The sequence below is a fragment of the Pseudoalteromonas sp. SCSIO 43095 genome, assembly GCF_023650455.1.
GTDB lineage: Bacteria > Pseudomonadota > Gammaproteobacteria > Enterobacterales > Alteromonadaceae > Pseudoalteromonas > Pseudoalteromonas tetraodonis.
In genome coordinates, this window is the sequence record NZ_CP087995.1 from 1,837,516 (window position 1) to 1,861,654 (window position 24,139).

The 24,139-nt window shown below is 41.2% G+C and carries 22 protein-coding genes, 8 tRNA genes and 1 pseudogene; 8 read left to right on the forward strand and 23 right to left on the reverse strand.

Annotated features, from left to right (window positions below; translation table 11 throughout):
- Nucleotides 1-102: 102 nt before the first annotated feature.
- From purM to LOC50_RS08695, 3 genes are read left to right on the forward strand one after another with little or no spacing between them, the layout of a single operon-like run.
- Entirely contained in the window at nucleotides 103-1,155 is a 1,053-nt protein-coding gene (purM, locus tag LOC50_RS08685; protein WP_016899473.1) for a phosphoribosylformylglycinamidine cyclo-ligase, read from the forward strand.
- Nucleotides 1,155-1,802, forward strand: coding sequence for a phosphoribosylglycinamide formyltransferase (gene purN, locus LOC50_RS08690; RefSeq protein ID WP_250653056.1), 648 nt, complete (start codon nucleotides 1,155-1,157; stop codon nucleotides 1,800-1,802). The genes purM and purN overlap by 1 nt, the downstream gene beginning before the upstream one ends.
- The gene (locus LOC50_RS08695; RefSeq protein ID WP_250653922.1) at nucleotides 1,756-2,553 is read left to right on the forward strand and encodes a DUF3108 domain-containing protein; all 798 of its coding nucleotides are present in this window, start codon (nucleotides 1,756-1,758) and stop codon (nucleotides 2,551-2,553) included. Before purN ends, LOC50_RS08695 begins: the two co-directional genes overlap by 47 nt.
- A gap of 114 nt (nucleotides 2,554-2,667) precedes the next feature.
- On the opposite strand, the gene LOC50_RS08700 is transcribed toward LOC50_RS08695, so the two are convergent.
- Nucleotides 2,668-3,432, reverse strand: coding sequence for a class II glutamine amidotransferase (locus tag LOC50_RS08700; RefSeq protein ID WP_013464565.1), 765 nt, complete (start codon nucleotides 3,430-3,432; stop codon nucleotides 2,668-2,670).
- A gap of 308 nt (nucleotides 3,433-3,740) precedes the next feature.
- On the opposite strand from LOC50_RS08700, the gene fadE reads away from it, so the two are divergent.
- Nucleotides 3,741-6,203 carry an acyl-CoA dehydrogenase FadE gene (gene fadE / locus LOC50_RS08705; RefSeq protein ID WP_248534384.1) on the forward strand — a complete coding sequence of 821 codons (2,463 nt, stop codon included), beginning with the start codon at nucleotides 3,741-3,743 and terminating at the stop codon, nucleotides 6,201-6,203.
- Here the strand turns inward: fadE and LOC50_RS08710 are convergent, their stop codons facing one another.
- The 12 genes from LOC50_RS08710 to dnaQ form a co-directional block, all read right to left on the reverse strand.
- Nucleotides 6,204-7,316, reverse strand: a complete 1,113-nt coding sequence (locus tag LOC50_RS08710; protein ID WP_250653057.1) for a DUF6136 family protein — start codon at nucleotides 7,314-7,316, stop codon at nucleotides 6,204-6,206. It lies immediately after the preceding gene.
- Complete coding sequence (locus LOC50_RS08715; RefSeq protein WP_250653058.1) at nucleotides 7,313-7,903, reverse strand: ATP-binding cassette domain-containing protein; 591 nt, start codon at nucleotides 7,901-7,903, stop codon at nucleotides 7,313-7,315. The genes LOC50_RS08710 and LOC50_RS08715 overlap by 4 nt, the downstream gene beginning before the upstream one ends.
- Before the next feature lie 473 nt (nucleotides 7,904-8,376).
- Nucleotides 8,377-8,453, reverse strand: a tRNA-Asp gene (locus tag LOC50_RS08720).
- 53 nt (nucleotides 8,454-8,506) lie between these two features.
- Nucleotides 8,507-8,583 (reverse strand) — tRNA-Asp (locus tag LOC50_RS08725).
- A 37-nt stretch (nucleotides 8,584-8,620) separates the two neighbouring features.
- A tRNA-Asp gene (locus tag LOC50_RS08730) sits at nucleotides 8,621-8,697 on the reverse strand.
- A 38-nt stretch (nucleotides 8,698-8,735) separates the two neighbouring features.
- Nucleotides 8,736-8,812, reverse strand: a tRNA-Asp gene (locus LOC50_RS08735).
- Nucleotides 8,813-8,850: 38 nt separating this feature from the next.
- Nucleotides 8,851-8,927, reverse strand: a tRNA-Asp gene (locus LOC50_RS08740).
- Nucleotides 8,928-8,958: 31 nt separating this feature from the next.
- Nucleotides 8,959-9,035: transfer RNA gene (locus LOC50_RS08745), tRNA-Asp, on the reverse strand.
- A 41-nt stretch (nucleotides 9,036-9,076) separates the two neighbouring features.
- Nucleotides 9,077-9,153: transfer RNA gene (locus tag LOC50_RS08750), tRNA-Asp, on the reverse strand.
- 27 nt (nucleotides 9,154-9,180) lie between these two features.
- Nucleotides 9,181-9,257, reverse strand: a tRNA-Asp gene (locus LOC50_RS08755).
- A 98-nt stretch (nucleotides 9,258-9,355) separates the two neighbouring features.
- Nucleotides 9,356-10,726: a TIGR03503 family protein gene (locus LOC50_RS08760; protein ID WP_036983153.1), complete on the reverse strand. Its 1,371-nt coding sequence runs from the start codon at nucleotides 10,724-10,726 to the stop codon at nucleotides 9,356-9,358.
- A 9-nt stretch (nucleotides 10,727-10,735) separates the two neighbouring features.
- A complete protein-coding gene (gene dnaQ, locus LOC50_RS08765) occupies nucleotides 10,736-11,449 on the reverse strand; it encodes a DNA polymerase III subunit epsilon (protein ID WP_250653059.1) in 714 nt (237 codons plus the stop codon).
- Nucleotides 11,450-11,517: 68 nt separating this feature from the next.
- Here dnaQ and rnhA point away from each other — a divergent pair, with 68 nt between their 5' ends.
- Nucleotides 11,518-11,982, forward strand: coding sequence for a ribonuclease HI (gene rnhA, locus LOC50_RS08770; protein WP_013464557.1), 465 nt, complete (start codon nucleotides 11,518-11,520; stop codon nucleotides 11,980-11,982).
- Between the two features lie 14 nt (nucleotides 11,983-11,996).
- Here the strand turns inward: rnhA and LOC50_RS08775 are convergent, their stop codons facing one another.
- The gene (locus tag LOC50_RS08775) at nucleotides 11,997-12,758 is read right to left on the reverse strand and encodes a class I SAM-dependent methyltransferase (protein ID WP_069439990.1); all 762 of its coding nucleotides are present in this window, start codon (nucleotides 12,756-12,758) and stop codon (nucleotides 11,997-11,999) included.
- A 53-nt stretch (nucleotides 12,759-12,811) separates the two neighbouring features.
- Between LOC50_RS08775 and gloB the strand changes: the two genes are divergently transcribed.
- Together gloB and LOC50_RS08785 are read left to right on the forward strand one after the other, a co-directional pair.
- Nucleotides 12,812-13,585, forward strand: a complete 774-nt coding sequence (gloB, locus tag LOC50_RS08780) for a hydroxyacylglutathione hydrolase (protein ID WP_248532245.1) — start codon at nucleotides 12,812-12,814, stop codon at nucleotides 13,583-13,585.
- 186 nt (nucleotides 13,586-13,771) lie between these two features.
- Nucleotides 13,772-15,349: a lytic transglycosylase gene (locus LOC50_RS08785; RefSeq protein ID WP_250653060.1), complete on the forward strand. Its 1,578-nt coding sequence runs from the start codon at nucleotides 13,772-13,774 to the stop codon at nucleotides 15,347-15,349.
- Nucleotides 15,350-15,402: 53 nt separating this feature from the next.
- Here LOC50_RS08785 and LOC50_RS08790 read toward each other — a convergent pair.
- Nucleotides 15,403-15,942: pseudogene (locus LOC50_RS08790) on the reverse strand (alpha-N-acetylgalactosaminidase); the annotation flags it as partial.
- 265 nt (nucleotides 15,943-16,207) lie between these two features.
- On the opposite strand from LOC50_RS08790, the gene LOC50_RS08795 reads away from it, so the two are divergent.
- Nucleotides 16,208-17,821: a M28 family metallopeptidase gene (locus LOC50_RS08795; RefSeq protein ID WP_250653061.1), complete on the forward strand. Its 1,614-nt coding sequence runs from the start codon at nucleotides 16,208-16,210 to the stop codon at nucleotides 17,819-17,821.
- Nucleotides 17,822-17,852: 31 nt separating this feature from the next.
- On the opposite strand, the gene LOC50_RS08800 is transcribed toward LOC50_RS08795, so the two are convergent.
- From LOC50_RS08800 to LOC50_RS08835, 8 genes are all read right to left on the reverse strand, one after another.
- Nucleotides 17,853-18,800, reverse strand: coding sequence for an EAL-associated domain-containing protein (locus LOC50_RS08800; protein WP_250653062.1), 948 nt, complete (start codon nucleotides 18,798-18,800; stop codon nucleotides 17,853-17,855).
- A 231-nt stretch (nucleotides 18,801-19,031) separates the two neighbouring features.
- Nucleotides 19,032-19,247 (reverse strand): EH domain-containing protein, encoded by a 216-nt coding sequence (locus LOC50_RS08805; RefSeq protein ID WP_250653063.1) that lies wholly within the window; start codon nucleotides 19,245-19,247, stop codon nucleotides 19,032-19,034.
- Nucleotides 19,248-19,316: 69 nt separating this feature from the next.
- A complete protein-coding gene (locus LOC50_RS08810) occupies nucleotides 19,317-19,529 on the reverse strand; it encodes an EF-hand domain-containing protein (RefSeq protein ID WP_008467121.1) in 213 nt (70 codons plus the stop codon).
- A 160-nt stretch (nucleotides 19,530-19,689) separates the two neighbouring features.
- Nucleotides 19,690-19,902, reverse strand: a complete 213-nt coding sequence (locus LOC50_RS08815) for an EF-hand domain-containing protein (RefSeq protein ID WP_008467122.1) — start codon at nucleotides 19,900-19,902, stop codon at nucleotides 19,690-19,692.
- A 575-nt stretch (nucleotides 19,903-20,477) separates the two neighbouring features.
- Nucleotides 20,478-20,693 (reverse strand): TIGR02450 family Trp-rich protein, encoded by a 216-nt coding sequence (locus LOC50_RS08820; protein WP_036983160.1) that lies wholly within the window; start codon nucleotides 20,691-20,693, stop codon nucleotides 20,478-20,480.
- A 380-nt stretch (nucleotides 20,694-21,073) separates the two neighbouring features.
- Nucleotides 21,074-21,427 (reverse strand): cupredoxin domain-containing protein, encoded by a 354-nt coding sequence (locus LOC50_RS08825; protein WP_069439995.1) that lies wholly within the window; start codon nucleotides 21,425-21,427, stop codon nucleotides 21,074-21,076.
- A 22-nt stretch (nucleotides 21,428-21,449) separates the two neighbouring features.
- Complete coding sequence (locus LOC50_RS08830) at nucleotides 21,450-23,693, reverse strand: heavy metal translocating P-type ATPase (protein ID WP_250653064.1); 2,244 nt, start codon at nucleotides 23,691-23,693, stop codon at nucleotides 21,450-21,452.
- The gene (locus tag LOC50_RS08835; protein ID WP_016899460.1) at nucleotides 23,690-24,127 is read right to left on the reverse strand and encodes a MerR family transcriptional regulator; all 438 of its coding nucleotides are present in this window, start codon (nucleotides 24,125-24,127) and stop codon (nucleotides 23,690-23,692) included. The genes LOC50_RS08830 and LOC50_RS08835 overlap by 4 nt, the downstream gene beginning before the upstream one ends.
- Between the last annotated feature and the right edge of the window lie 12 nt (nucleotides 24,128-24,139).

Sequence of the window (24,139 nt, forward strand, 5' to 3'; positions counted from 1 at the left end):
TTTAAAATCAAATCCAGATTTCAACTAGCCGCGCCCTTGCAATTGTTGTAAAATACGCGCGTTTCTAAGTAAGCATCAAAACAACTATTTTGAGGAAAACCTGTGAGCGAACAAAAACAGTCTCTAAGCTATAAAGACGCGGGCGTAGATATCGACGCTGGTAATGCTCTTGTTGAGCGTATTAAAGGCGTAGTTAAAAAAACTCGTCGTCCTGAAGTGATGGGCGGAATTGGTGGTTTTGGCGCACTTTGCGAAATTCCTGAAGGTTATAAGCAACCCGTACTTGTAGCAGGCACCGATGGTGTAGGCACTAAGTTACGTTTAGCAATTGACCTTAAAAAGCACGATACTGTAGGTATCGACTTAGTTGCGATGTGTGTAAATGATTTAATAGTACAAGGCGCGGAACCCCTGTTTTTTCTAGATTACTATGCAACGGGTAAACTAGATGTAGACACAGCAGCCGACGTAGTAACCGGTATTGGTAAAGGTTGTGAAATTTCAGGTTGTGCCCTAATTGGTGGCGAAACAGCTGAAATGCCAGGTATGTATGATGGTGAAGACTACGACATGGCAGGCTTTTGTACAGGTGTGGTAGAAAAATCAAAAATTATTGATGGCACTAAAGTAGCTGCAGGCGATCAACTTATTGCCCTTGCATCTAGCGGTCCTCATTCAAATGGTTTCTCTTTAATTCGTAAAGTTTTAGAAGTCTCTAACGCTGATACTAATCAAGTGATTGATGGCAAAACCTTAGGTGAGCACCTTTTAGAACCAACACGTATTTACGTTAAACCATTACTTGAGTTGTTCAAGCAAGTAGACGTGCATGCCCTTTCGCATATTACTGGTGGCGGTTTTTGGGAAAATATCCCACGCGTATTACCTGAATCTGCTAAAGCGGTTGTTAAAGGTGATAGCTGGCAATGGCCAAGTGTGTTTAGCTGGTTGCAAGAAAACGGCAACATTACAACACACGAAATGTACCGCACATTTAACTGTGGTGTAGGCATGGTGTTAGTTGTACCTGCGGATGAGCTTGAAAATAGCTTAAATATCTTAAAAGATCTTGGCGAGAACGCATGGCACCTTGGTGAAATCCAAGATGCAGTTGCTGGCGAAGAGCAAGTTGAAATTGTAGGTGGTGCTGCGTAATGGCACCCACTCGTCTAGTAGTTTTGATCTCAGGCAGTGGCTCAAATTTACAAGCCATTATAGACGCCTGTGAAAGCGGCGAGATAAACGCCCATATAGCGGCTGTTATTAGTAACAAAGCAGACGCTTATGGGTTAGAGCGTGCAAAAAATGCAGGTATTGCCACACACGTGCTGAGTCATAAAGAGTTTGACTCACGCGAAGCTTACGATGCCCAGTTAATGCATATAATTGACTCTTTTGAACCAAATCTAGTTGTATTAGCTGGGTTTATGCGTATTCTAACTCCTAGCTTAGTGCAAAAATATGTTGGAAAAATGTTGAACATTCATCCATCTTTGTTGCCTAAGTACCAGGGGCTGAATACCCACCAAAGAGCAATTGATGCAAAAGACGACGTTCACGGCGTTAGTGTTCACTTTGTAACTGAAGAATTAGATGGCGGACCCGTTATTCTTCAAGCTAAAGTGCCTGTATTAGCAAACGATACAGCAGACACGCTCGCTAAACGTGTGCATGCGCAAGAGCACATAATTTATCCTTTGGTGGTCAAGTGGTTCAGTGAACAACGACTTACGATGGAAGCAGATTATGCAGTTCTTGACGAAAAACAACTTCCTGCACACGGCGCGCACTACCCAAAATAAAAAATTAAGTGCTTGGCTACTATGTGCGGGCACTTTATTACTTCCTACCAGCCTGATTGCAGGCGAGTTAACCCAGTATCAAGCCAGCTACGATATTTTGCGCAAAGGCACTAATCATGGCAAAGCCGAGCGTGAACTAAAAAAACTCGATAATAATAACTACCAAGTCACTTACCACAGCGATATTGAATGGATGATTTTCTCTGACTCACGTCAAGAGTCATCAACTTTTAGCTTTGCTAACGATAAAGTAGAGCCTATTCAGTACGCTATGATCCGCACGGGGACTGGGCCTGACAAAAAGTATGAAATTAACTTTGATCGTCAAACACAAACTGTCAACAGTAACACCAGCGATTACCCGTTAAAATGCCAATGGCATGATAACTTCCAAGATGGTATTTCTTATCAAGTACAAGTTCGTGAAGGTCTTAAAAAAGGCAAAACCAACTTCTCGTTTCCGTTGGTTGATAAAAAAGGTAATTGCCGTGACTACGACTTTGAAGTGGTAGAAACCGAAATGATTTCTCTGCCTATAGGTAATGTAGAAGCAGTGAAAGTTAAACGCTTATACGATAACGATAAACGCCAAGCTTTAGCCTGGTTTGCCCCAGAAATGGATTACATGCTAGTGCGCATGTGGAAAGGTGAAAAAGGTGTGGAACAGTTTGAAGTGCAGATGAAATCGTTTACCGTGATCAATCCACCGGCTTTACCTGCACAAGTTAAAAACGAAATAACCCCCAAATAAATTACTTACAAGATGCAATACGAAACGCCCAAGTGTGATAACCATAACTTGGGCTTTTCATTTTAATACTTTAATTTAAAACTTTAAGCTGGGTTTCATTTCACTCTACCCAAGCTACATTAATTCACCCATTTTAAATAACGCAAACTCTCCTGGCTGCATTTTTTGCCAGCGTTCATCGTTGGTTAGCGGCCTTGTTGCTATCACCGTTACCACATCGTTTGGCGTGGTTTCTTGTTGAAAGTCGACCACCATATCAGCATCAATAAGTGTTGCTTTACCAAATGGCGCACGGCGCGTTATATAATGTAAATTATTAGTACAATACGCTAAAACAAATACACCATCGGTCAATAACATATTAAACACGCCTTTTTCACGTAGCGTATGCGAAAGCTTAGCCGCATATCTAAAAACCGACGCCATATTACTTGGTCGCTGCGGGTACTTTTCACGAATTTTGTCAAGCAACCAGCAAAATGCCAACTCGCTATCGGTATTACCCACAGGTCGATAATATTCAGGTTTTAAATCATGATAATTTGAAAGCTGCCCGTTATGAGCATAGGTTATTTCACGCCCCCACAACTCACGAGTAAACGGATGAGTATTTTCAAGACATACCCGACCTCGATTTCCTTGGCGAATGTGGCTAATAACTGATACGCTTTTAATCGGATAAGCTTTAACTAATTTAGCTATTTCTGACTGGTAACTTGGCTCGGGATCTTTAAAGGTTCTACAACCTTTGCCTTCATAAAAAGTAATGCCCCAGCCGTCTTTATGTGGCCCCGTATTTCCCCCACGCTCCAACAACCCTGAAAAACTAAAACAAATATCCGTTGGCACATTGGCTGACATGCCAAGTAATTCACACATAAAATAAATAAACCTTTAAAAAGCTAAACATAGAATATCGTTCTATTTTTAATAAGCGTACACTGATCATCATAAGTATATTTACTTAATTAAACTTATATTACTACTAGATTAATTGATTTTTTTAACGCTTATATTTTTTATGATAAGCCAAAATAAACCATTACCGTTAAACTGTTCGTATAACATACAACACATTGTAATAATCGTACCGATAACTACACTTTAATCTAAGTAATGTACTTGAAACTTAGCGTTACTAGCGCTACTCTAAACGAGGTGGTCTGACCTCTATTAAGGAATTAGCAATGACACTCATATTTACACTCGGTTTAATCGCACTGCTCAGCATTGCGCTTTACCACAGAGCGAGTTGGAACACAGCACTTGGTGTTTCTGCCGCAACATTATTAATTGGTACCTTTGCTGGTGCTTTTGGTTTAATTAGCTGGGTGATTTTTTTAATCATCGCAGTGCCTCTTTCTGTTACTGGCATTCGTCAGCAATATATTATCAAGCCTATTTTCAAGGTCTTCAAAAAAGTTACACCGAGCATGTCTGACACCGAAAAGTCAGCTATTGATGCCGGTACAACTTGGTGGGAAGCTGATTTATTTTGTGGTAACCCAGATTGGAAAAAGCTTCACCAGTATCCAGTTCCAAAACTTACTATTGAAGAGCAGGCATTTATCGACGGCCCTGTTGAAGTTGTATGTAGTATGCTGGACGATTGGGAAGCTACGCATGAGCTAACTGATTTACCTCAGGACGTATGGCAATATCTAAAAGATAATAAATTCTTTGCCATGATCATTAAAAAGGAATACGGCGGCTTAGAATTCTCTGCATTTGCACAATCGTGTGTACTGCAAAAACTAACCAGTAAATCAACATTGCTTTCGTCAATTGTTGGTGTACCTAACTCGTTAGGCCCGGGTGAGTTATTACAGCACTACGGTACTGAAGATCAAAAAAATCATTACTTACCGCGTTTAGCAAGCGGTCAAGAAATTCCATGTTTTGCTCTTACTTCGCCAGAGGCAGGTTCTGATGCAAGCTCAATTCCAGACTACGGTGTAGTATGTAAAGGGCAATGGAATGGCGAAGAAGTGGTGGGTGTAAGCCTTACATGGAACAAGCGTTACATTACCCTTGCTCCTGTGGCCACTGTACTTGGTCTTGCCTTTAAACTACAAGATCCAGATGGTTTACTAAGCGACAACAAAGAGCCGGGCATTACCTGTGCACTTATTCCAACTAACACGCCTGGTGTTGAAATTGGTCGTCGTCACTTCCCGCTTAATGTGCCGTTCCAAAATGGCCCTACTCGCGGTAAAGACATATTTGTACCCCTGGATTACATTATTGGTGGCCCAGAAATGGCTGGCCAAGGCTGGCGTATGCTGGTTGAATGTTTATCGGTGGGCCGTGCAATTACATTGCCGTCAAACTCTGCCGGTGGCATTAAAACAATTGCAACAGCAACAGGTGCATACAGCCGTATTCGTCGTCAGTTCCGCTTACCAATTGGTAAAATGGAAGGTGTTGAAGAGTCACTGGCGAAGCTTGCCGGTTACGCTTACAGCTCTGATGCAGCAGTTAGCATGTCTACGGGGGCCGTAGATTTAGGTGAAAAACCATCGGTTGTTTCAGCTATTATTAAATATCACCTTACTGAGCAAATGCGCGAGTCGACCATTCATGCAATGGACGTGCTAGGCGGTAAAGGGATTATGCTTGGGCCAAATAACTATTTAGGTCGTGGCTATCAAGGTGCACCTATTGCCATTACCGTTGAAGGTGCGAACATCTTGACCCGTAATATGATTATTTATGGTCAAGGTGCTATTCGTTGTCATCCATTTGTACTTACCGAGCTAAGTGCGTGTGAAATTGAAGACCGCGAAGAAGCGCTTAACGTATTTGATAAAGCGCTAATGGGCCACATTGGCTTTACCATGTCTAACCTTGTACGTACTAAGTGGCTTGCACTTACTGGCGCTCGCTTTACTAGCGTACCGTACAAAGACGAAACGGCAGAGTTTTACCGTATAGCGTCACGCTTTAGTGCATCACTTGCACTTATGTCTGATATAAGTATGGCAGTATTTGGTGGTTCACTTAAACGTAAAGAACGTATTTCAGCACGTTTAGGTGACTTATTAAGCTACCTTTACTTAGTGTCTGCAACGCTTAAACGTTATAACGACGAAGGCCGTAAAAAAGAAGATTTTGCACTGGTTCAGTGGAGCTGTCAGGATCACCTTTACCACTGTCAACGTGCGCTTGCTGATTTAATCAACAATATGCCATCTGCACCACTTCGTGGCGTATTAAAAGTATTGTTATTCCCGTTTGGTCGCCCGGTTCGTAAACCTACCGACAAACTTGAGCATAAGCTAGCGCAATTACTGCAAGTGCCTAGCGAAACGCGTAATCGTTTAGCAAGCTATGTATACCTTACAAACGAGCCGCTTAACCTTGTAGGTCGTCAAGAACAAACGCTTAAAGACGTACTAGAGGTAGAGCCTTTATTTGAACGCGTATGTAAAGAGAAAGGCGTTAAATTGCCATTCTTCCAACTTGATAAAGTGGCGCAAATGGGCTTAGAAGCCGGCATTTTAAGCCAAGCTGAAGCTGATAAGTTAGCAGCTGTTGAGCAAGCTCGCTTAGACGTTATTAACGTTGACGACTTTGACCCTGCCGATTTACTTGCCGGCAAAGCAGCGCGTAATAGCAAAGCTAAATCTAAAAAGGCAGATGCCGCTTAACTAATTTAGTAAAGCTAGCAGCAACCCTGTTGAAATTAGCCAAACCAGCGCATAATGCGCTGGTTTTTTTTGTGCAAGGTAAACCTGTAATACACACCACATATTTCCAATGACAAATAATACAATATGAGTGTAACCAAAAATAACGCTATAACTTATTGTGGATAATAAAAACAGCAATATGCTAGGTAAAAACTGGCTAATATAAAAGGCGCGTTCTTGCTCGCATGTTTTAAAAAATAATCGATACTGCTCATACACCCTACCGCAATCAAATTGCAATGAACTACTAAAGAGTACAATAAAAGCCATGGCTAATATCACAAGTATAGGTACTAAATCAGCACGTTCGTTTATTAGCGCAGCTGATGCCATGAATACACATAAAAGTAACGACACGCGCCAAACAAGTGTCCAACAATGGTTTAATAAATAACAAAACCAAAAGCCCAATAATGAACTTACTGCAATACGCCCGTTAACATTAACCACGGGGACAAAAAGGCTCAGCGCAAACAATAAAGCAAAGCCCATATGATAAGTGAGCGGCTGCATATGAATAGGAACCAGCACTAATATCGTGCTAAATAAAAAACCATATATCAGTGCGCTGGGTTTGTATAAACACAAAACGCCCAAGCTAAACTGTAGCAACATAAATACAATAAAATGCGGTACTTTAACCCATTGTGACAGTGTTAAATCCAGCGCAATTAATACACTGGCTATTAGCCAACCATTACTTAAAGTTAATAGTTTAATATCGACTAAATATAACCAAACTGATCGTGCAATAGTTTGCTGAAATAACCGCTGCTTACTATTTTTAATTGCTGACTTCATTGCGCTGAGCATCACACTTTGTAGTAACAAATAAAATAAAGCCATTTGTGCACCGTATTGGGGTGCTGCGCTGCTGTCTATAATTTTTCCAAGGCCTAAAAAAAGTAGTAATATCAAACCCAACACTGACGAGCCTAACACCACTAAAAATAACAACCCAAAGCTTTTTAGTTGTAACAATAATTGCGTGAGTTCAGTTTTGTAAGCCTGATAACGATAATCCATAAAAGAGCGATATTGCCCGATTGATTGTTTTAAATTTGCAATCATAACGGTATAGACTCAAAGCCACGCTCAATAAATGGCGCTGGTTCATGGCAGGTGATGACTATTTGCCCATTGGGCTTATTTATTAGATATTCATCAAGCAGTACTAATAAATACTGAATACTGGCTTGATCAAGTGCTGCGCTGGGTTCGTCTAGAAGTAAATAAGGTGCATCACGCATAAGCGCTAAAATTAACTGGCATTTCTTTTGATTACCTGACGACAGCGCATCAAAACGAGTATTTAAAAATTCATTGAAATTAAACCCATTTATTATTGTCGTTGGCCAATCACAACCCAGCGTATTCACGGACAAGTTAATAATTTGCTTTGCCGTAAGAAAGTCAGGTAAAGCAATACAGTCTGAGGCTATAGCAACTTGTTTATGCGGTTCGGTTAATGCTTTTTTAGAAAATAAAATCTGCCCACTTTGGCGCGTTTCGAGCTCTGCCAACATCATCAACAACGTTGTTTTACCTTGGCCATTAGGTGCATCAATACACACTTTTTGGCTGCTAAACACCTTATTGTAATCATTGTAAACAACGTTGGCAGCAAACTGCTTATTTAAGCCCTTCACTTCAATCATAAAATATCCCTATAAGTAAGCGTGATATTATAAATAAACTTTTATGAGAAACAAAACCCATCACCACAGCTTTAAAACAACACTAATGGGAAAGTAACGTCGCTTTCTAATAGCGACAAATCTTTTAGCAAAGTGAAACAGTATCAGAAGCTCTGAAAAAGCTTGTGGCATCAACAGCGTTCCTCTCTAACACTTCACTATAAAGATAAGCTTTTTACATCTGCGGCGCTATGACTTAGCCTCAAGCCATATAAACGACTTTAAAGGACAATTTGAATTTTGATAACACGTAAAGCTATGACTAAACTAAAAATTAAGCTATGTGTTTTTAATTCAAATCTACTACGGTTTACGTATAAATTATGACTGATAGCTGATAGCTGATAGCTGATAGCTGATAGCTGATAGGAAAATATATTAGCTGTTATTAATTAGGAAAGTATTTTTTAACTTGTTATTGAGGAAATAACAAGTGGCGGAGTGGACGGGACTCGAACCCGCGACCCCCGGCGTGACAGGCCGGTATTCTAACCAACTGAACTACCACTCCGCAGTGGTATGTGCATGGGGTAATGCACTTACTAATTTTGTTACGATATCAAATGGCGGAGTGGACGGGACTCGAACCCGCGACCCCCGGCGTGACAGGCCGGTATTCTAACCAACTGAACTACCACTCCGCAGAGATATCTTTTTACTTGTCATTACTTAATTTATTGGCGGAGTGGACGGGACTCGAACCCGCGACCCCCGGCGTGACAGGCCGGTATTCTAACCAACTGAACTACCACTCCAGCATACAAATTTTGTAATATAACAATGTTTAAATAGTTGGCGGAGTGGACGGGACTCGAACCCGCGACCCCCGGCGTGACAGGCCGGTATTCTAACCAACTGAACTACCACTCCAGCATACAAATTTTGTAATATAACAATGTTTAAATAGTTGGCGGAGTGGACGGGACTCGAACCCGCGACCCCCGGCGTGACAGGCCGGTATTCTAACCAACTGAACTACCACTCCAGCGCGTATTTAAACTGTTATTTTTTCTTATTGGCGGAGTGGACGGGACTCGAACCCGCGACCCCCGGCGTGACAGGCCGGTATTCTAACCAACTGAACTACCACTCCATAATAAGAATATGTTTTACAACCATATGTTGTGTAAGTGTTGGCGGAGTGGACGGGACTCGAACCCGCGACCCCCGGCGTGACAGGCCGGTATTCTAACCAACTGAACTACCACTCCAGCTTTTACTTACAAATTGTCGAAAATTGGCGGAGTGGACGGGACTCGAACCCGCGACCCCCGGCGTGACAGGCCGGTATTCTAACCAACTGAACTACCACTCCGCATTTTCGTTGCTGTCTGAGTCTCCCCTAACAGCGGCGTGAATAATACGAACCAGCCCCTACTTCGTCAAGGGCTTTTTTGTTTTTTTACAGGTTTTTTAGTCATCTGACATCGAAAGGTTTAAAATTTCACCTGTTTTGTCATTTTTTGAGCCATTTTTTGCATCAGTTGTTTTTTGCTGATCTGATTTTTTTGCCTCGGTTGCTTTCTTTTTCTTTAAAAAAGCAAAATTCAATTTAAGTTTTATTGGTTTATTCTGCACAAAAACACGAATACATAACCAACCAATAAATAATATGACCAAATTCCCACCAATAATTAAACTAGCTATTAATCCCGTGGCCATTACTTTTGGTTTTATAACAGGCTCTGGAATATTTTCTTCCTTAATGATGCTCGCTTTTGGAATTTCTGGGATAACTTCTATCGGTCTTTCTATTTCAAATAAATAGGTTGGCAACGTAGCCATAAACTCTCTGTCATTTACTGTTGAGCCAAACACAGAAATTTCAATGTTGTAACGTCCCCATCCGTAATCTTGTAAAGCCAGTTCTCTTACTGCGGTGTTATTAGTGTCTAAGTAAAATACTTGCTCTTCATTATTGGGATAATAAATTTTCCCTTGCATGATCACGGTTTCAGGCTTTAGTAACTTTTCATCAATATTTATAGTAATACGGTGATCGTCCCCCTCATCGGTTGCTTCAACTGAGGTAAAACTAAAAGGCGGCTCATGCACAACAATAGGATCTTGAACCACCCGCCTCTCTAATACATCAGTGGTAATATAAAGCTCAGGGCGCCACTCGCCAGGTGTGAAATTTAAGGTAAACTCACCCGTAAACACACCGTCTTTTGCACTTTCATCAAATCCGTAGCCATCGTCTTTAAATTCAGTAACTTGCTGTATGCCCGCTCCAAAATTTTCAAAATTTTCATTATTAGTACTCACAAAACTCACATTGAGCGATACCGCATCTTTGAAAAGATTAGCGCGAATGGGCTCGCCATCATTTAAAATCTCACCGGTTACCTTTACAGTTTCACCCTGAAAAAGAATCTTAGGGAGTGGATCAACCTTAAGAAATAGCTCACCAATTACAACAATACGGCTCTGTGGCATTATTTGGCCAATAACTTGCCATGGCCCAGGCATAGGGTTGCGAATAACCACTAGATCGTAATTTAATTCGTCGTACCAATCTAGGCTGGTGTTTCCTACCGCATTGGTTGCAAAGTATTTAGTACCATCGGGTCTAACTAAAATAACGGCAGGCGACCCAGGACGTCTAAAAAATATTAATTTTATTTCATCAATTTTGTCATCTATACGAAAACGGTTATCCAGTAACGGTATTTCATTTTGTTTACCGCTGCCTTTTAACTCTTCAACTTGTTTAACGCTGTGTGCATCGGGAATGAAGCACGCGGCGATTAAACACAGTGAAACTACTAATAGCGTTTTCATAATAGTGCCTTATTCAGCGCGCCATAAACAATGGCCGCCCTCCTTTTGTACAATGTCTAAACGTGATTGATGTGCGCTTTGCTCTGCTTCGCTTGCTGCTACAACAACCAATGGGGCTCTATCGCTGTTTAAGCGCCTAATGCCGCCCTTTTGATCTTCACTTGTGTCATCTTTATTTTGATTTAGATTTAGCTTTACTTGTCCCCCGGTCATTGCCAGGTAAACATCGGCTAAAATCTCAGAATCCAGTAAGGCGCCGTGTAACGTCCGCTTAGTGTTATCAACATCGTAGCGACGGCAAAGCGCATCCAGGTTGTTCTTTTGTCCTGGATGCAAGTCACGCGCCATTTTAAGGGTATCAAGTACCCCACAAAAACTATGGGTGTTTTGATAACCTTGATTTAATAACGCAAATTCATTATCCATATGGCCAATATCGAACGGCGCGTTATGAATAACGAGTTCTGCGCCTTTAATATAGTCAAAAAACTCTTGGGCAATATCTCGAAAAAGCGGTTTGTCACTTAAAAATTCGTTGGTAATACCGTGAACATCGATTGCTTCTTCTTCAATGCTGCGTTGTGGATTTATGTAAACGTGAAAATTATTGCCGGTTAACCGACGATTCATTAGCTCCACACAGCCTATCTCAATAATACGATGCCCTTGTTTAGGGTCGATGCCGGTGGTTTCTGTATCTAAAACTATTTGTCTGCGTGCCATATCGAATTAAGCCTGACTCTGGTATCTTTCTATAATCACTTTATTGTACATAATATCAAGGTAAAACAGTGCAAAAAACCGTAGAGATTTACACCGATGGTTCGTGTTTAGGTAATCCAGGCCCCGGTGGTTATGGTATTTTTATGATTTATGAAGCCCATGAAAAAAAATTAAGTCAAGGTTACAAACTCACAACAAACAACCGCATGGAAATGCTAGCTGCCATTGTTGCGCTAGAATCACTTAATCGTTCATGCCCTGTTACCCTGACTACCGATAGCCAATACGTAAAACAAGGCATTGAGTCGTGGATCACCAATTGGAAAAAACGCGGTTGGCAAACCTCTGCTAAAAAGCCGGTTAAAAATGTCGACTTATGGAAACGTCTCGATAAAGCCTGCGCCGAGCACGATGTTACTTGGAAATGGGTAAAAGGTCACAGTGGCCATAAATATAATGAAATTGTTGACGACCTTGCCCGTGATGCGGCCAGCGGCAACAACTTAATTGATGATGAAGGTTACCAACCGTAACCCTCAATATCGCTCTATTTTTTATTTTGCTGATAATGTTGCTTTGAGGTCTGCCTAAGCCCTACCCCTTTTATTGGCGCAAATTGTGGCCGTGCATGCCACTTAGGTTTTATTGGCGTAAGTGGCGCAACACGCTTTCGTGCCACCAGCAAATATACACTGCCCATAGGTTTTAAATATTGCTTGGTAAAGCTGCGCCAAAACGCAAACCGCGACAACCGGTTACCGCGTGCCAACGATGAATAAATAAATCGCTCATCGGCCACAATTTCAAATCCGAGTAAATTAAGCCAGTCTTTAACGCGTGCAGGGGTAAAAAAGCGCCCTGTCCACGGTAGTTTTTGACCACTAAATGGCAGTAACTGCGCCAAGCCACAAAAGCTAAACGGATTAAACCCCGTAATGGCGATATAACCGCCGGGAATAAGCGTACGATGAGCCTCACGTAATATATGATGCGGATCTGAGTGATACTCTAAACAATGGCTCATAATGCACGCATCTATACTGTGCTCATAAAAAGGCAGTTCGTCTATGTCAGCCACCACTCCGGTATAAGGGCCAGGCTCTGCAACGCATACTTGATGCTTAATGGAACTTTTGCTGGTATCTAACTCACCACTTAAATTACCCAATTTAAGCATATGATAGCCAAACATACGCGGTAGCCACGGCGACAATTTGCGTTCTATATCACAACGTAAATGATCACCATGCGGAAACTGCTGCCATGACAACGGTTTGGGTCCTTCTTGAAAACTAAAGGCTGGTTTCATTATATAAGCTCGTTATAATATTAATTAAATACCACTTTATAGAGCAACGATACATGGTGCAAGTCAAAGCAATTAAAGCCTTTTCTGATAACTACATTTGGTGCTTAACCACCGAGCATAATAACCAAGCGTGGGTGGTTGACCCTGGCCAATCAGAGCCGGTCACTGAGCATTTAGCACAGTATAATTTAACCCTAGGCGGTATTTTAATAACGCATCATCATTATGATCACACTGATGGCGTTGCCCAATTAGTAAAACAGTATCCAAACGTTGAGGTTTACGGCCCAAGTAACAGTCCATTTAAAGGAATTACACGCCCTTTAAATGAAGACCAAACGATTACCGTTTTAGGCACCTCATTTAATATTATCACCACGCCTGGCCACACACTCGATCATATTTGTTATGTTAATGATGCACTTGCCTTTACTGGCGACACATTATTTAGCGGTGGTTGTGGGCGCTTATTTGAAGGCACTCCAGAACAAATGTGGCATTCATTTAATAAACTTAGTGCACTACCGAGTGATTGCAAAGTGTATTGCACTCATGAATACACCCAGGCGAATTTGGCGTTTGCAAAAGCGGTTGAGCCACGAAACCCCGAGTTACTCGCTTACAGCCAGCAAGTGGATGAATTGCGTAATAAAGATGAAATAACGTTGCCAAGTACCATAGGCCATGAGCTGAAAATTAATCCTTTTATGCGTAGCAATTTGCCAAACATTACAGAATTAATACCAAAAAAATATTGTTTAGTTACAAAAAGCAATGAACCTTGGGAAAACTTTGCTAGTCTGAGAAAATTCAAAGATCATTTTTAATTAGGGCCTGTTGCTCTGTTAAGGTTAAATGTGTCTTAATAACAAGAATAAAAAACGATTAGTTAATAAACAACAAGTTAACATTTTCTAATCATATTTGTTTGGAACTTTTAACGGTCATAAGTGGCAATGTTGACTCATTATGGGTAGTATTCGCCGAGTTTTTTACCCTAAGTATTGGTATTTATGAATAAATCTCCTCTTTTATTGGTCTTAGCGATGGCGCTAAGCGGCTGTCAAACTCTGACAACGTTAAACACAGATTCACAAAATCAGGCACAAGACCAACTTGAAGGCGCAAGCCCAAACGATATTAACACGGCGCTGATGATGAACGCGCAATATCAACAAGTGAACGATATCGAAGAGGAAGCCCCTGTGTTTGACGATGTTTGGGAGCGTATTCGTTACCAATTATCTATCGATATTCCCCAAAATCGCCCAGTGGTCGCTGAACGTAACTATTATGCGCGCCATCAAGCATACTTAGATCGTATCTCTAAACGTGCTGAGCCGTATTTGCACTTTATTGTTGAAGAAATTGAAAAGCGTGAAATGCCAATCGAAATTGCGCTTTTACCTATAGTAGAAAGTGCTTTTGACCCTTATGGCTACTCGCATCGCACCGCATCGGGTATTTGGCAATTTATGCCAGCAACCGGCGAGCGTTTTGATTTAAAACAAAACTGGTGGTATGACGGGCGTCGCGACATTGTGCAATCAACTCGCGCAGCGCTTGATTATCTCTCATACTTACACAAAACCCTTGAGGGTGACTGGCTGAACGCAATTGCAGCTTATAACTCAGGTGAAGGCCGCTTACTGCGTGCGATTAAAAAGAATCGTAAAAAGCATTTACCTACCGATTTTTGGTCACTTGATTTACCTCGTGAAACCACTGCCTACGTGCCTAAATTATTAGCATTAGCCGATTTATTAAAGCGCGCTGATGATTTTAATGTGTCATGGAAGCCTATTATTAACGCGCAAGTAGTTGAAGTGGTCAATATTGAGTCACAAATTGATTTAGCGCTGGCAGCCGACATGGCTGACATGACCCTCACCGAGCTACACAGACTAAACCCTGGATTTAACCGCTGGGCAACAGACCCTGATGGTCCACACTTTTTATTAATACCCACCGATAAAGTAGAGCAATTTACAGAAAAATTGGCTGCAACTGACATTAAAAGTCGTCTTCGCTGGCAACAATACAAAGTTAAAAAAGGTGATAGCCTGTCGGTAATTGCCAGTAAATTTGCCACTAGCACCAATGCAATAAAGTCATTAAATAAGCTTAATTCAAACGTAATTCGTGTTGGCCAACAAATTTTAGTGCCGCTAACAGATGGTAAAATTAACAGTGAACATTTACCTCAGCAAGTACGAGCGGCCGCTAATAAAAGTTTGCGTACTAAGCTATCACACACGGTAAAAAGTGGCGACACATTATGGGACATAAGCCGCGAATACGATGTCACTATGGGTGAATTAGCTAAGTGGAATAAGCTGAAGAAAAATACAGTGCTGCGTTTAAATCAAAAATTGGTTGTTTATAAATCAGCAAATCAGCCTAAAGAGGCAGCTAATAACACCAACCGCACTATTACTTATAAAGTGCGTCGGGGTGATTCATTAGCGCGAATAGCCTCTAAGTTTAATTTAACCGTGAGCGAGATAATTAAATGGAATGACTTGGCTGGGCAAAAATACTTACAGCCAGGTCAAAAGCTTAAACTCAAGGTTAATGTGAGAAGTAGCTAATAAACATAACCAATAAATAAAAAAAGAGCGCATGCGCTCTTTTTTTATTTGGCTTAGCTTACAATGCCCAAAGGCTGTGCGGTTTGCCATGCCCCGCGAGTAAAATCGGGAATATCTATTGAGCGGCTACGCTCACTCACAGACTGGGCTGATAACGGCGAAATAACCGACCATGCCGCCCCGTCATAAACGTCTTGATCTAGCGGTTCGCCATTTTTTAAGCAGTAAATCATCCGCCAAAACATTAAAAAGTCCATGCCACCGTGGCCACTATTGCGCTGCGCCTCTTCACCCATTTTTGTCCATAAGGGATGGTCGTACTGCTCATACCATGCGCTCATATCATAATCCCACTCATGAAAATTTTTTGAGCCACCAGTTTCAAGGGCAATTCGACTAGGGAAACCTGCAAACACGCCATTCGTGCCTTGTATTAAGTTATGTCGTGAGTACGGCCGAGGGGTTATCGTATCGTGCTACACCATAATACTGCGCCCTTTTAGAGTTTTAATCAGCGTCGTGTTCATGTCACCGGCAATATAATTGAGCTGGTTACGGGGATGTTCGGCAGCAAACTCACGTTGCGCATAGGCGCGCTAGTATGAACACTGCCACTAGATGCACAGCTACTAACCACACCAGCAGCGGCAGCTAAACTGACTGCCTTTAAAAATCCCGACGAGTAAATTGCTTCATTACTTATCCCTTTTGTTATTATTTTTAACTTACTTAATGGCGGTTAATGGGTAAAGGGCCAAAGAGGTAAGCTGAATAAAAATAGGTTTAAAAGGGATAAAAATTCGCATTGTGTTACTGTTTGGGGTTATAGTCGAAAAAAATATTATTTCCTAACTTATTATGTCTTATATAAAAACCATCACATTTTTTTTAGTTATTGTACTAACGGGTTGCTCAGAGTCTGCAACCCCCACTTCCTCGCTCGAAAACAGTCCGGGCGTTAGTTTAAATAATATAAAACAGCATATTAAAACCCTTGCCTCTGATGACTTTGAAGGCCGCGGTCCATTAACATTGGGTGAAGTAAAAACCGTTGGCTATTTGAGTGAACAATACAAAGCCATAGGGTTAACTGGTGCCTATAACGGTGATTTTTTACATCCGGTTAAAATGGCCATGATCACCGCAGATCAAAACATGCAATTGACCATGGGTGATTTAAGCTTTAAAGCGGGTAAAGACTTTACTGCTCGTACTAAACAATTGCAGCCTGTTATTGATGTTCGCAATTCTGATGTGGTCTTTGTCGGTTATGGTATAAATGCCCCTGAATATAACTGGAACGACTACGCCAATATTGATGTAACCGGTAAAACCGTTATTGTGCTGGTAAACGATCCGGGCTTTGCCACTCAAGACGATACGTTATTTACTGGTAATGCCATGACTTATTATGGTCGTTGGACTTATAAATATGAAGAAGCCGCGCGCCAAGGCGCTAAAGCGGTATTTATTGTTCACGAAACAGCTCCTGCCGCATACCCTTGGGGGGTAGTTGAAAGCTCAAATACCGGCACTAAATACAGTCTAATAGATAACAACCTCAATGCATCTGAATTGCCCGTTATGGGCTGGCTAACACTCGATGCCACCGAGCAAATATTTGCATCAGCACACTTAAACTACCAACAATTAAAACAACAAGCACTCGGTGAGCAATTTCAAGCTAAAGCGTTGAATTTAGAAGCGACCCTTGCATTTAAAAACGAAGTGTCACATGCAAAATCACATAATGTGGTCGCAAAAATCACAGGCAGTGAAAGCCCAGATGAATACATCGTTATTAGTGCCCATTGGGATCACTTTGGCACTAAACAAACCGACAGCGGTCCTAAAATTTATAATGGCGCCGTTGATAACGCATCAGGCACAGCGGCCACCCTTGAGATTGCTCGTATAATGCAAAAAATGCATCAGCAAACACCGTTTAAACGCTCGATTATTTTTGCCAACTTCACCGCCGAAGAAACCGGTTTAATTGGTTCAGCCCAGTTTGCCTCTGGTGACGTGATCCCAACAAAGAATATGGTTGCCCTACTAAATATTGATGGGATGAACGTACTCGATAGCACCGACTATATTTTACAGTACGGTAAAGACCTCTCGACTATGGAGCACTATTTAGCTAAAGCCGCAAACGCGCAAGGACGTCAAGTTAAACTGGATCCTCGTGCGCAAAATGGCTTATTTTTTAGATCGGATCATTTTTCACTCGCCAAACAAGGTGTGCCAAGCTTACTGTTTATGAGCTTAGGTGATACCGATCCTGACTACATCACTCATAAATACCATAAAGAAGCTGACGATTACTCAGCTGATTGGTCATTAGGTGGGGTAAAACAAGATGTAGAACTGATTGTTGATATAGCCTCACAACTGGCGAATAACGGTGATTGGCCAAAATGGACAAGCGAGTCTGACTTTAAAGCTAAACGCACCGCTGACAAACAATAAATACAATTAAACATCACTACTTAAAATCCTCCTACTCGGAGGATTTTAGTTTTACCCGTGCCTGTGTAAGCAATGTTTCAGCTTTTGCCCCTAAATACACATATATCGCTAAAGCAATTAAAAGTCCCACCACTGCAAGCATCATCGCTATAGCTGGCATTAAATACTCTGATTGCCCTAATGCGGCTTTAAACATAGTGAGTAGTGCTTCAATTGATATAGCAATTAACACGGTAGAGATAAACCGGGTAATGGTTCGTCGTGTTGATGAGTGTCTAAAAATATCTTTATGCATGAGGATTTCTTCCTCAAGAATTGTTTTGCCAAGATCAAAAACAGCCAATGCTAACGTGATATAAATAATGATGCTAAAGGGTTCTAGGGGATCGGACGAACTATTTACGTGAGTTATTAATTCATAGATGTCGATAAATACGATGTTGAGTAAAAAAAGCACCAAACTAAATAAGCACGCCACAATAATCCCATAACCTGCTTTAAAATAAGGTGATATAGTCGCACGAGCGGTATCACCCATCACAAACTCAATAAGCTGCGTTAAACTTACATCAACAACTAAATAATGTTGATTATTGATAGGTTTGTTTAATTCTTTAATCGCAGATATACATAAATGGTTGGTCGCAATAGAAATATAAGGCGCAGTAAAACAAATAGCATTACAGGCTTTTACATTTAAAAAATAAGGTCGCTCACTTAAATCCTGATTATTGCCTCTCTGTGCCAATTTTTTATTGTAGGCACGTTTAAAGCAAACGTTATTGCCCTGTTGTGAGCCCTTCTCGTCTAAACAGTATTGTAATTCTAAAAAAGGATAATGCTTTGTTAAATAGCGCATATCACGATTATTAGCGATGCCGTCATCTATACTCATTAAAATTGATTCTAATAAGCTATGTATTATCTGCTCATATTCGTTATAGCGCTCAACACTACTTATATAACTCATTCTCGCCATAATTAGGCTCCTTAAATACCCTAATCAACAGCTAAGCAAGTTTAAAACCAAAAATTAAAGAACCTAAAAATCAATAACTTAATTTAAATTCATTGACGCCATTGCACTATTTTAGTGACAACTGCACACATTATTTCCCGCCACGCACAAAAAAGCAGCTGAGTATTTACTACTTAGCTGCTTTTTATGTCTCGTTTACAAATTACATAAACGCTTTCATCCGTAATATAACTACTGAATTCTTGCGAACTCTTCTTTTGAAAGCTCACCGTTGCTATCAACATCTAAATCATCAAATAATTGGGCTAGTTGTGAGTTAGCTTGTGCTTCAGACTGGCTAATAACGCCGTCGCCATCAGTATCGAAAGAATCAAAGTCAACCGCAGCAAAAGCCGCTGAAGATGAAGCAAGTGCAATTAAAGCGAGTGTTTTAGTAAATGTTTTCATAATTAATCCTTAGGCTAAATGCCTTAATTAAAATGGTAAGAAGTCCTTTTCAAAGATCCTTAAGGGAAACTAATACGCTGAAAATTCGTCTTTAGAAAGTTCACCATTACCATCTACATCTAGCTCTGCAAACTGCTCCATAAGCTCAGCAGCAACCGATGCCTCTGCTTGGCTGATGGTGCCACTGCCATCTACATCAAGCGTTTCAAAGTCTGTGCTTGCAAATACGGCAGATGAAGAAGCAAGCGCCATTAATACCAGTGTTGATTGTAACTTTTTCATAATATAATCCTTCAAAGTGTGCAATGTTCGTCAAATAAAAAATAATTGGCTCAAAACTATCAACCTCATATCCTTGCGATTCTTTGTCATAGGCTCCCTTGCCTATTTAGGTTGTCTTGGGCAACTCAGAATCAGTAATAGTATTGAGCACTAAAGCTGGTTACGCCTTAGAAAACTCTGCTTTAGATAACTCACCGTTTTGGTCAGTATCAAGCTCAGTAAACTGGCTCATAAGTGAGGCGTCAACTGATGCTTCAGCTTGGCTAATAGCGCCGTTGCCATCCACATCGAGTGTGTCAAAATCGGTTGCTGCAAAAGCCGCTGATGAAGAAGCTAAAGCCATTAATACCAGTGTTGATTTAAGTGTTTTCATAATGTAATTCCTTCATTAGGTTGTGCGATGAAGCGATGTGCTTTATCACGTTTTTGCTAAATACAGCTTAGGTATTACAACTTCGATGCCATGTTTTTAAAGTTATTTAAAAACATGCAGTTAGAATGATTTTGAAGCATTTTAATAAAAATAAACCATGATTTTGTTGCTTTTTAGCAACAACCACTGAGGCTTAAATAAATAAACATTTAAAATCAATAAGTTAAATTATAATAAAAAGAGACATGGGAATGAGAAAACCGGAAAAATCATGTTTAGAGCAGTTATGAGAATAAACCGACTCTGAACACATGCGCCATGCTTACTTTAATGGTATAAAATAGTACGTATAACGCATTGAAATATAAAAATAAAATAATATTTAGATTATTTTTATAAAAACGTTTGAAGAACGATTTAAAAACTCTCGTTTTGTTGCCAAATGGCGAATTGGGATGAAAACAAGCTGTAATAGAGGAGAGTCGCTAGCAATGTGTTGTTCTAAAAAACAATAAACTAGTCGCTCATGCTCATAAGGGCTATGAGCGTGAGCAATGTGTTTTAAACAGCCTGCTTTATTTCCAACCTTGCAGCCATTTTTGTTGATCTTTTAAATCGCGCCACTGGATTGGGTATTGGTTTTTTGACATTACCGCTTCAGTGATACATTCAACGACGTTGCCGTCTTCATCAAACTCAACCTCAACAATAATAAAATGTTTTTCCTTATTAATTGCTGGGATCGCTGTCCATTTACTATTAAACAGTTTTTTAGGGTTTAATTTATTCATACTACGCCTTCTCAGTTTTCTGCTTGAACAAACGCATCGGCCATTTTTAGTTTTATTAATCTAGGGTCTGTTGACCTTTCAAGGTTAAATTTGCAGCAGTCTGTTTGGTATTTAGGCAAGGCAGAGCCTATGTGGTGTGGTTATTCCCCATAAATAGGCGATAACGCAGCATCAATGCCAAACAGGCGCTGCCCTTCGGATTCTGCCTAGGGGCGATTTACTCTTTGTTGCCTACATGGATGTAGGTAAGGGGCGTGAGCAGGACGCGGAAGCTTTGCTCGGTTCTTATTTAGTCCACTAGGTTACAAACCTCGCGCCGCGATTAAACCGCTCCTAGTTTGAACAAATTGTAATCCGCAAAGGTCAACAGACCCTAATATTCAAGACACTAATAACGTGCCTTTATACATTTGCATTTGGCAATGAAAAGCATATTCACCCACTTTAAGTGCCGGCAGCTCAACAGTGTTATTCTCACCCATAGCGAGCGTTTTACTGATATCGAGTGAAGGAAACACCACCGTTTCGGCGCATGGAGCGCTGTCTTGTCGATTAAACGTCAGCGTTACTTTTTTATCAGCAGCCACTTTAATATGGGCAGGATAATAAACGCCGTTATTAACCACTATCGTTATTTTGTTGTTATTACTCTGCACTTGCTTAGGTTTATATAGCCAAAACCAGTAAATAATAACCGCAATTAACAATGCGCCGAGTATATTGAACATCAACATAATGCTACTCCTATTTATAAAATTACGATTTACTGGGTTTAAAAAAGCGCAGGCGATTGGCGTTTGTGACCACAGTTAGTGATGACAGCGCCATAGCAGCACCTGCAACAATTGGGTTGAGTAATATACCAAAGAATGGATATAACAGCCCCGCAGCAATTGGAATACCTGCCACATTGTAAATAAATGCACCAAATAAATTTTGCTTAATATTGACTATAGTGGCGCTACTAACCGCAATGGCATCGCCAAGACTCTGTAATGAACCACGCATTAAGGTGATATCAGCGCTCTCAATCGCCACATCGGTGCCAGTGCCAATAGCAAACCCAACATCGGCCTGTGCCAGTGCCGGCGCATCGTTTATACCATCACCCGTCATACCGACTATTTCACCTTTAGCTTGGCGCTTAGTTACTTCACTGGCTTTGTCATCAGGCATTACTTGGGCAATAAAGTCCTTAATACCTACTTTGTTAGCGACGGCTCTGGCGGTAGCTTGGTTATCACCGGTCAGCATAACAACATGGATACCTTTTTTTTGTAGACGTTTAATAGCCTCTGCTGAATCGTCTTTTATCGGATCTGCCACCGCTATAATGGCTTGTAGTTGGGTATCAATTGCAAAATACATTGGCGTTTTAGCGGCGCTGGCTAATTGCTCAGCTTGCTCCTTTGCCTCTGCAATACTGATATTGTGTTGGCTCATAAGCGCTTCATTGCCAAACAATAAAGTTTGCCCATTTAATCTGCCTGTAACACCTTGCCCCGTCACAGCGTTAAAATCGCTGACTTTTTCAATCGTGATATCTTCATTTTCAGCATAACTTACAATGGCTTGCGCTAAAGGATGTTCAGAGCCGCTTTCAAGACTAGCGGCAAGCTTTAGCACCTGTACTTTATCGCTGTCATTAAAATTAATGATATCGGTAACGGTGGGTTTTCCTTCTGTGATCGTGCCGGTTTTATCTAAAATCATGGTGGTAATTTTAGAGGTGGTTTGCAGCGCTTCTCCATTACGAATAAGTATTCCCGATTCAGCGGCTTTACCTATCCCAACCATAATTGACATAGGGGTTGCTAAACCCAGCGCACACGGACAGGCAATGATAAGCACCGTGGTCACGGCCACTACCGCATAAGCAATGCTCGGCTCGGGGCCAAAATTAAGCCATGCAAGGCCCGCGAGCACTGCAATAATCATTACCGTAGGAACAAATACGCCGGATATTACATCGGCTAAACGCCCTATGGAGGGTTTAGAATTTTGTGCTCGTTTAACCATATTAATAATACTGGCAAGTGTGGTTTCACTGCCAATATGGGTGGCTTTAAATAGCAACGTGCCACTTTTATTAATACTGCCTGCAACAACGGTATCGCCCTCACTTTTGTTCACTGGCATAGGCTCACCCGTGAGCATTGACTCATCCACTGAGCTGCTACCTTCAATGACTTCACCATCTACAGGGATTTTTTCACCGGGGCGTACACGCACAGTCTCGTTTTTTAGTACCTCACTAATAGCTATATCTTGCTCTTTGTTATCACGCACTACCCGAGCGGTTTTTGGCTGCAAACCGATTAAGCGTTTTATCGCCTCAGATGTGCGACCGCGGGCTTTTACTTCAAAGGCAAGGCCTAGGCTAATTAAACCGATGATCATCGCTGAGGCTTCAAAATAAACATGCCTGGCCACCTCGGGTAGCACGCTTGGCGCAATGACTACCACCATAGAATACAACCACGCGGTACCTGTGCCCAACGCAATCAGTGTATCCATATTGGCGGTGTGGTTTTTAAATGACTGCCATGCGCCGTTATAAAACTGTTTACCCGCAATGGCCATAACCACTAAAGTGACTATACCAACAATAAACCAGCCAATGCGCTGCGCGTTAGTGGTGACACTCATATCAAAAATAAGCCCATAAAGCATAAGCGGAGCGCCAACGCCTAGCGCTAATACCATATTACGCATTAGCTTTTTATAGTGTGCGTTATCGGCTTTGGCTTTTTCATCTAGCGCGTCTTGCTCCGACTCACTATTCATTGGCTTAGCCTTGTAGCCTATATTTTCGACTGCTTCAATCAGCTCTGCTGATGGCGCATTGCCTTCAACTTGCACACTGCGATCAGCAAAGTTCATTTCAACACGCTGCGCACCTGATACACTTTTTAGCGCTTTTTCTATTTTTGCGACGCAGCTCCCGCAATTAGCACCTTCAATTATAAAATTTTGCACTGTGTCTTTATTGTTGCTCATTTTGCTTCCTCGGAACTAACTTGTTCGTTAAGGGGATCTACAAAGGTCTCAATTAAACTACATATATCAGCACTTACAGCACCATCGCTTGAGTTTTCCCACTGTTTTACCGCAGCTTGCATACGCGTTCTTAGTTTGAGTGTTTCTTGAAATAGCCGCTCTGTTTCTTCGAGCCGTTTAGTTATTAATTGTCGTGTCAGTGGGCATGGGCAATTCCCTTGCTCCGATTGAGCAACTATTTGCTGAATATCTTTAATAGAAAAACCGAGTTGCCGTGCACTAATAATAAACTTTAAACGTTGTTGATCGTCTTTGGTATACACCTGATAGCCATTGTTTTGGCTACGAATGGGTTTAAGTAGCTTTATACGCGTGTAGTGCCGCACTGTATCTTGGGTCACTCCCATGATTTTAGCTAACTGTTTAACATACATAACTCACTCCAT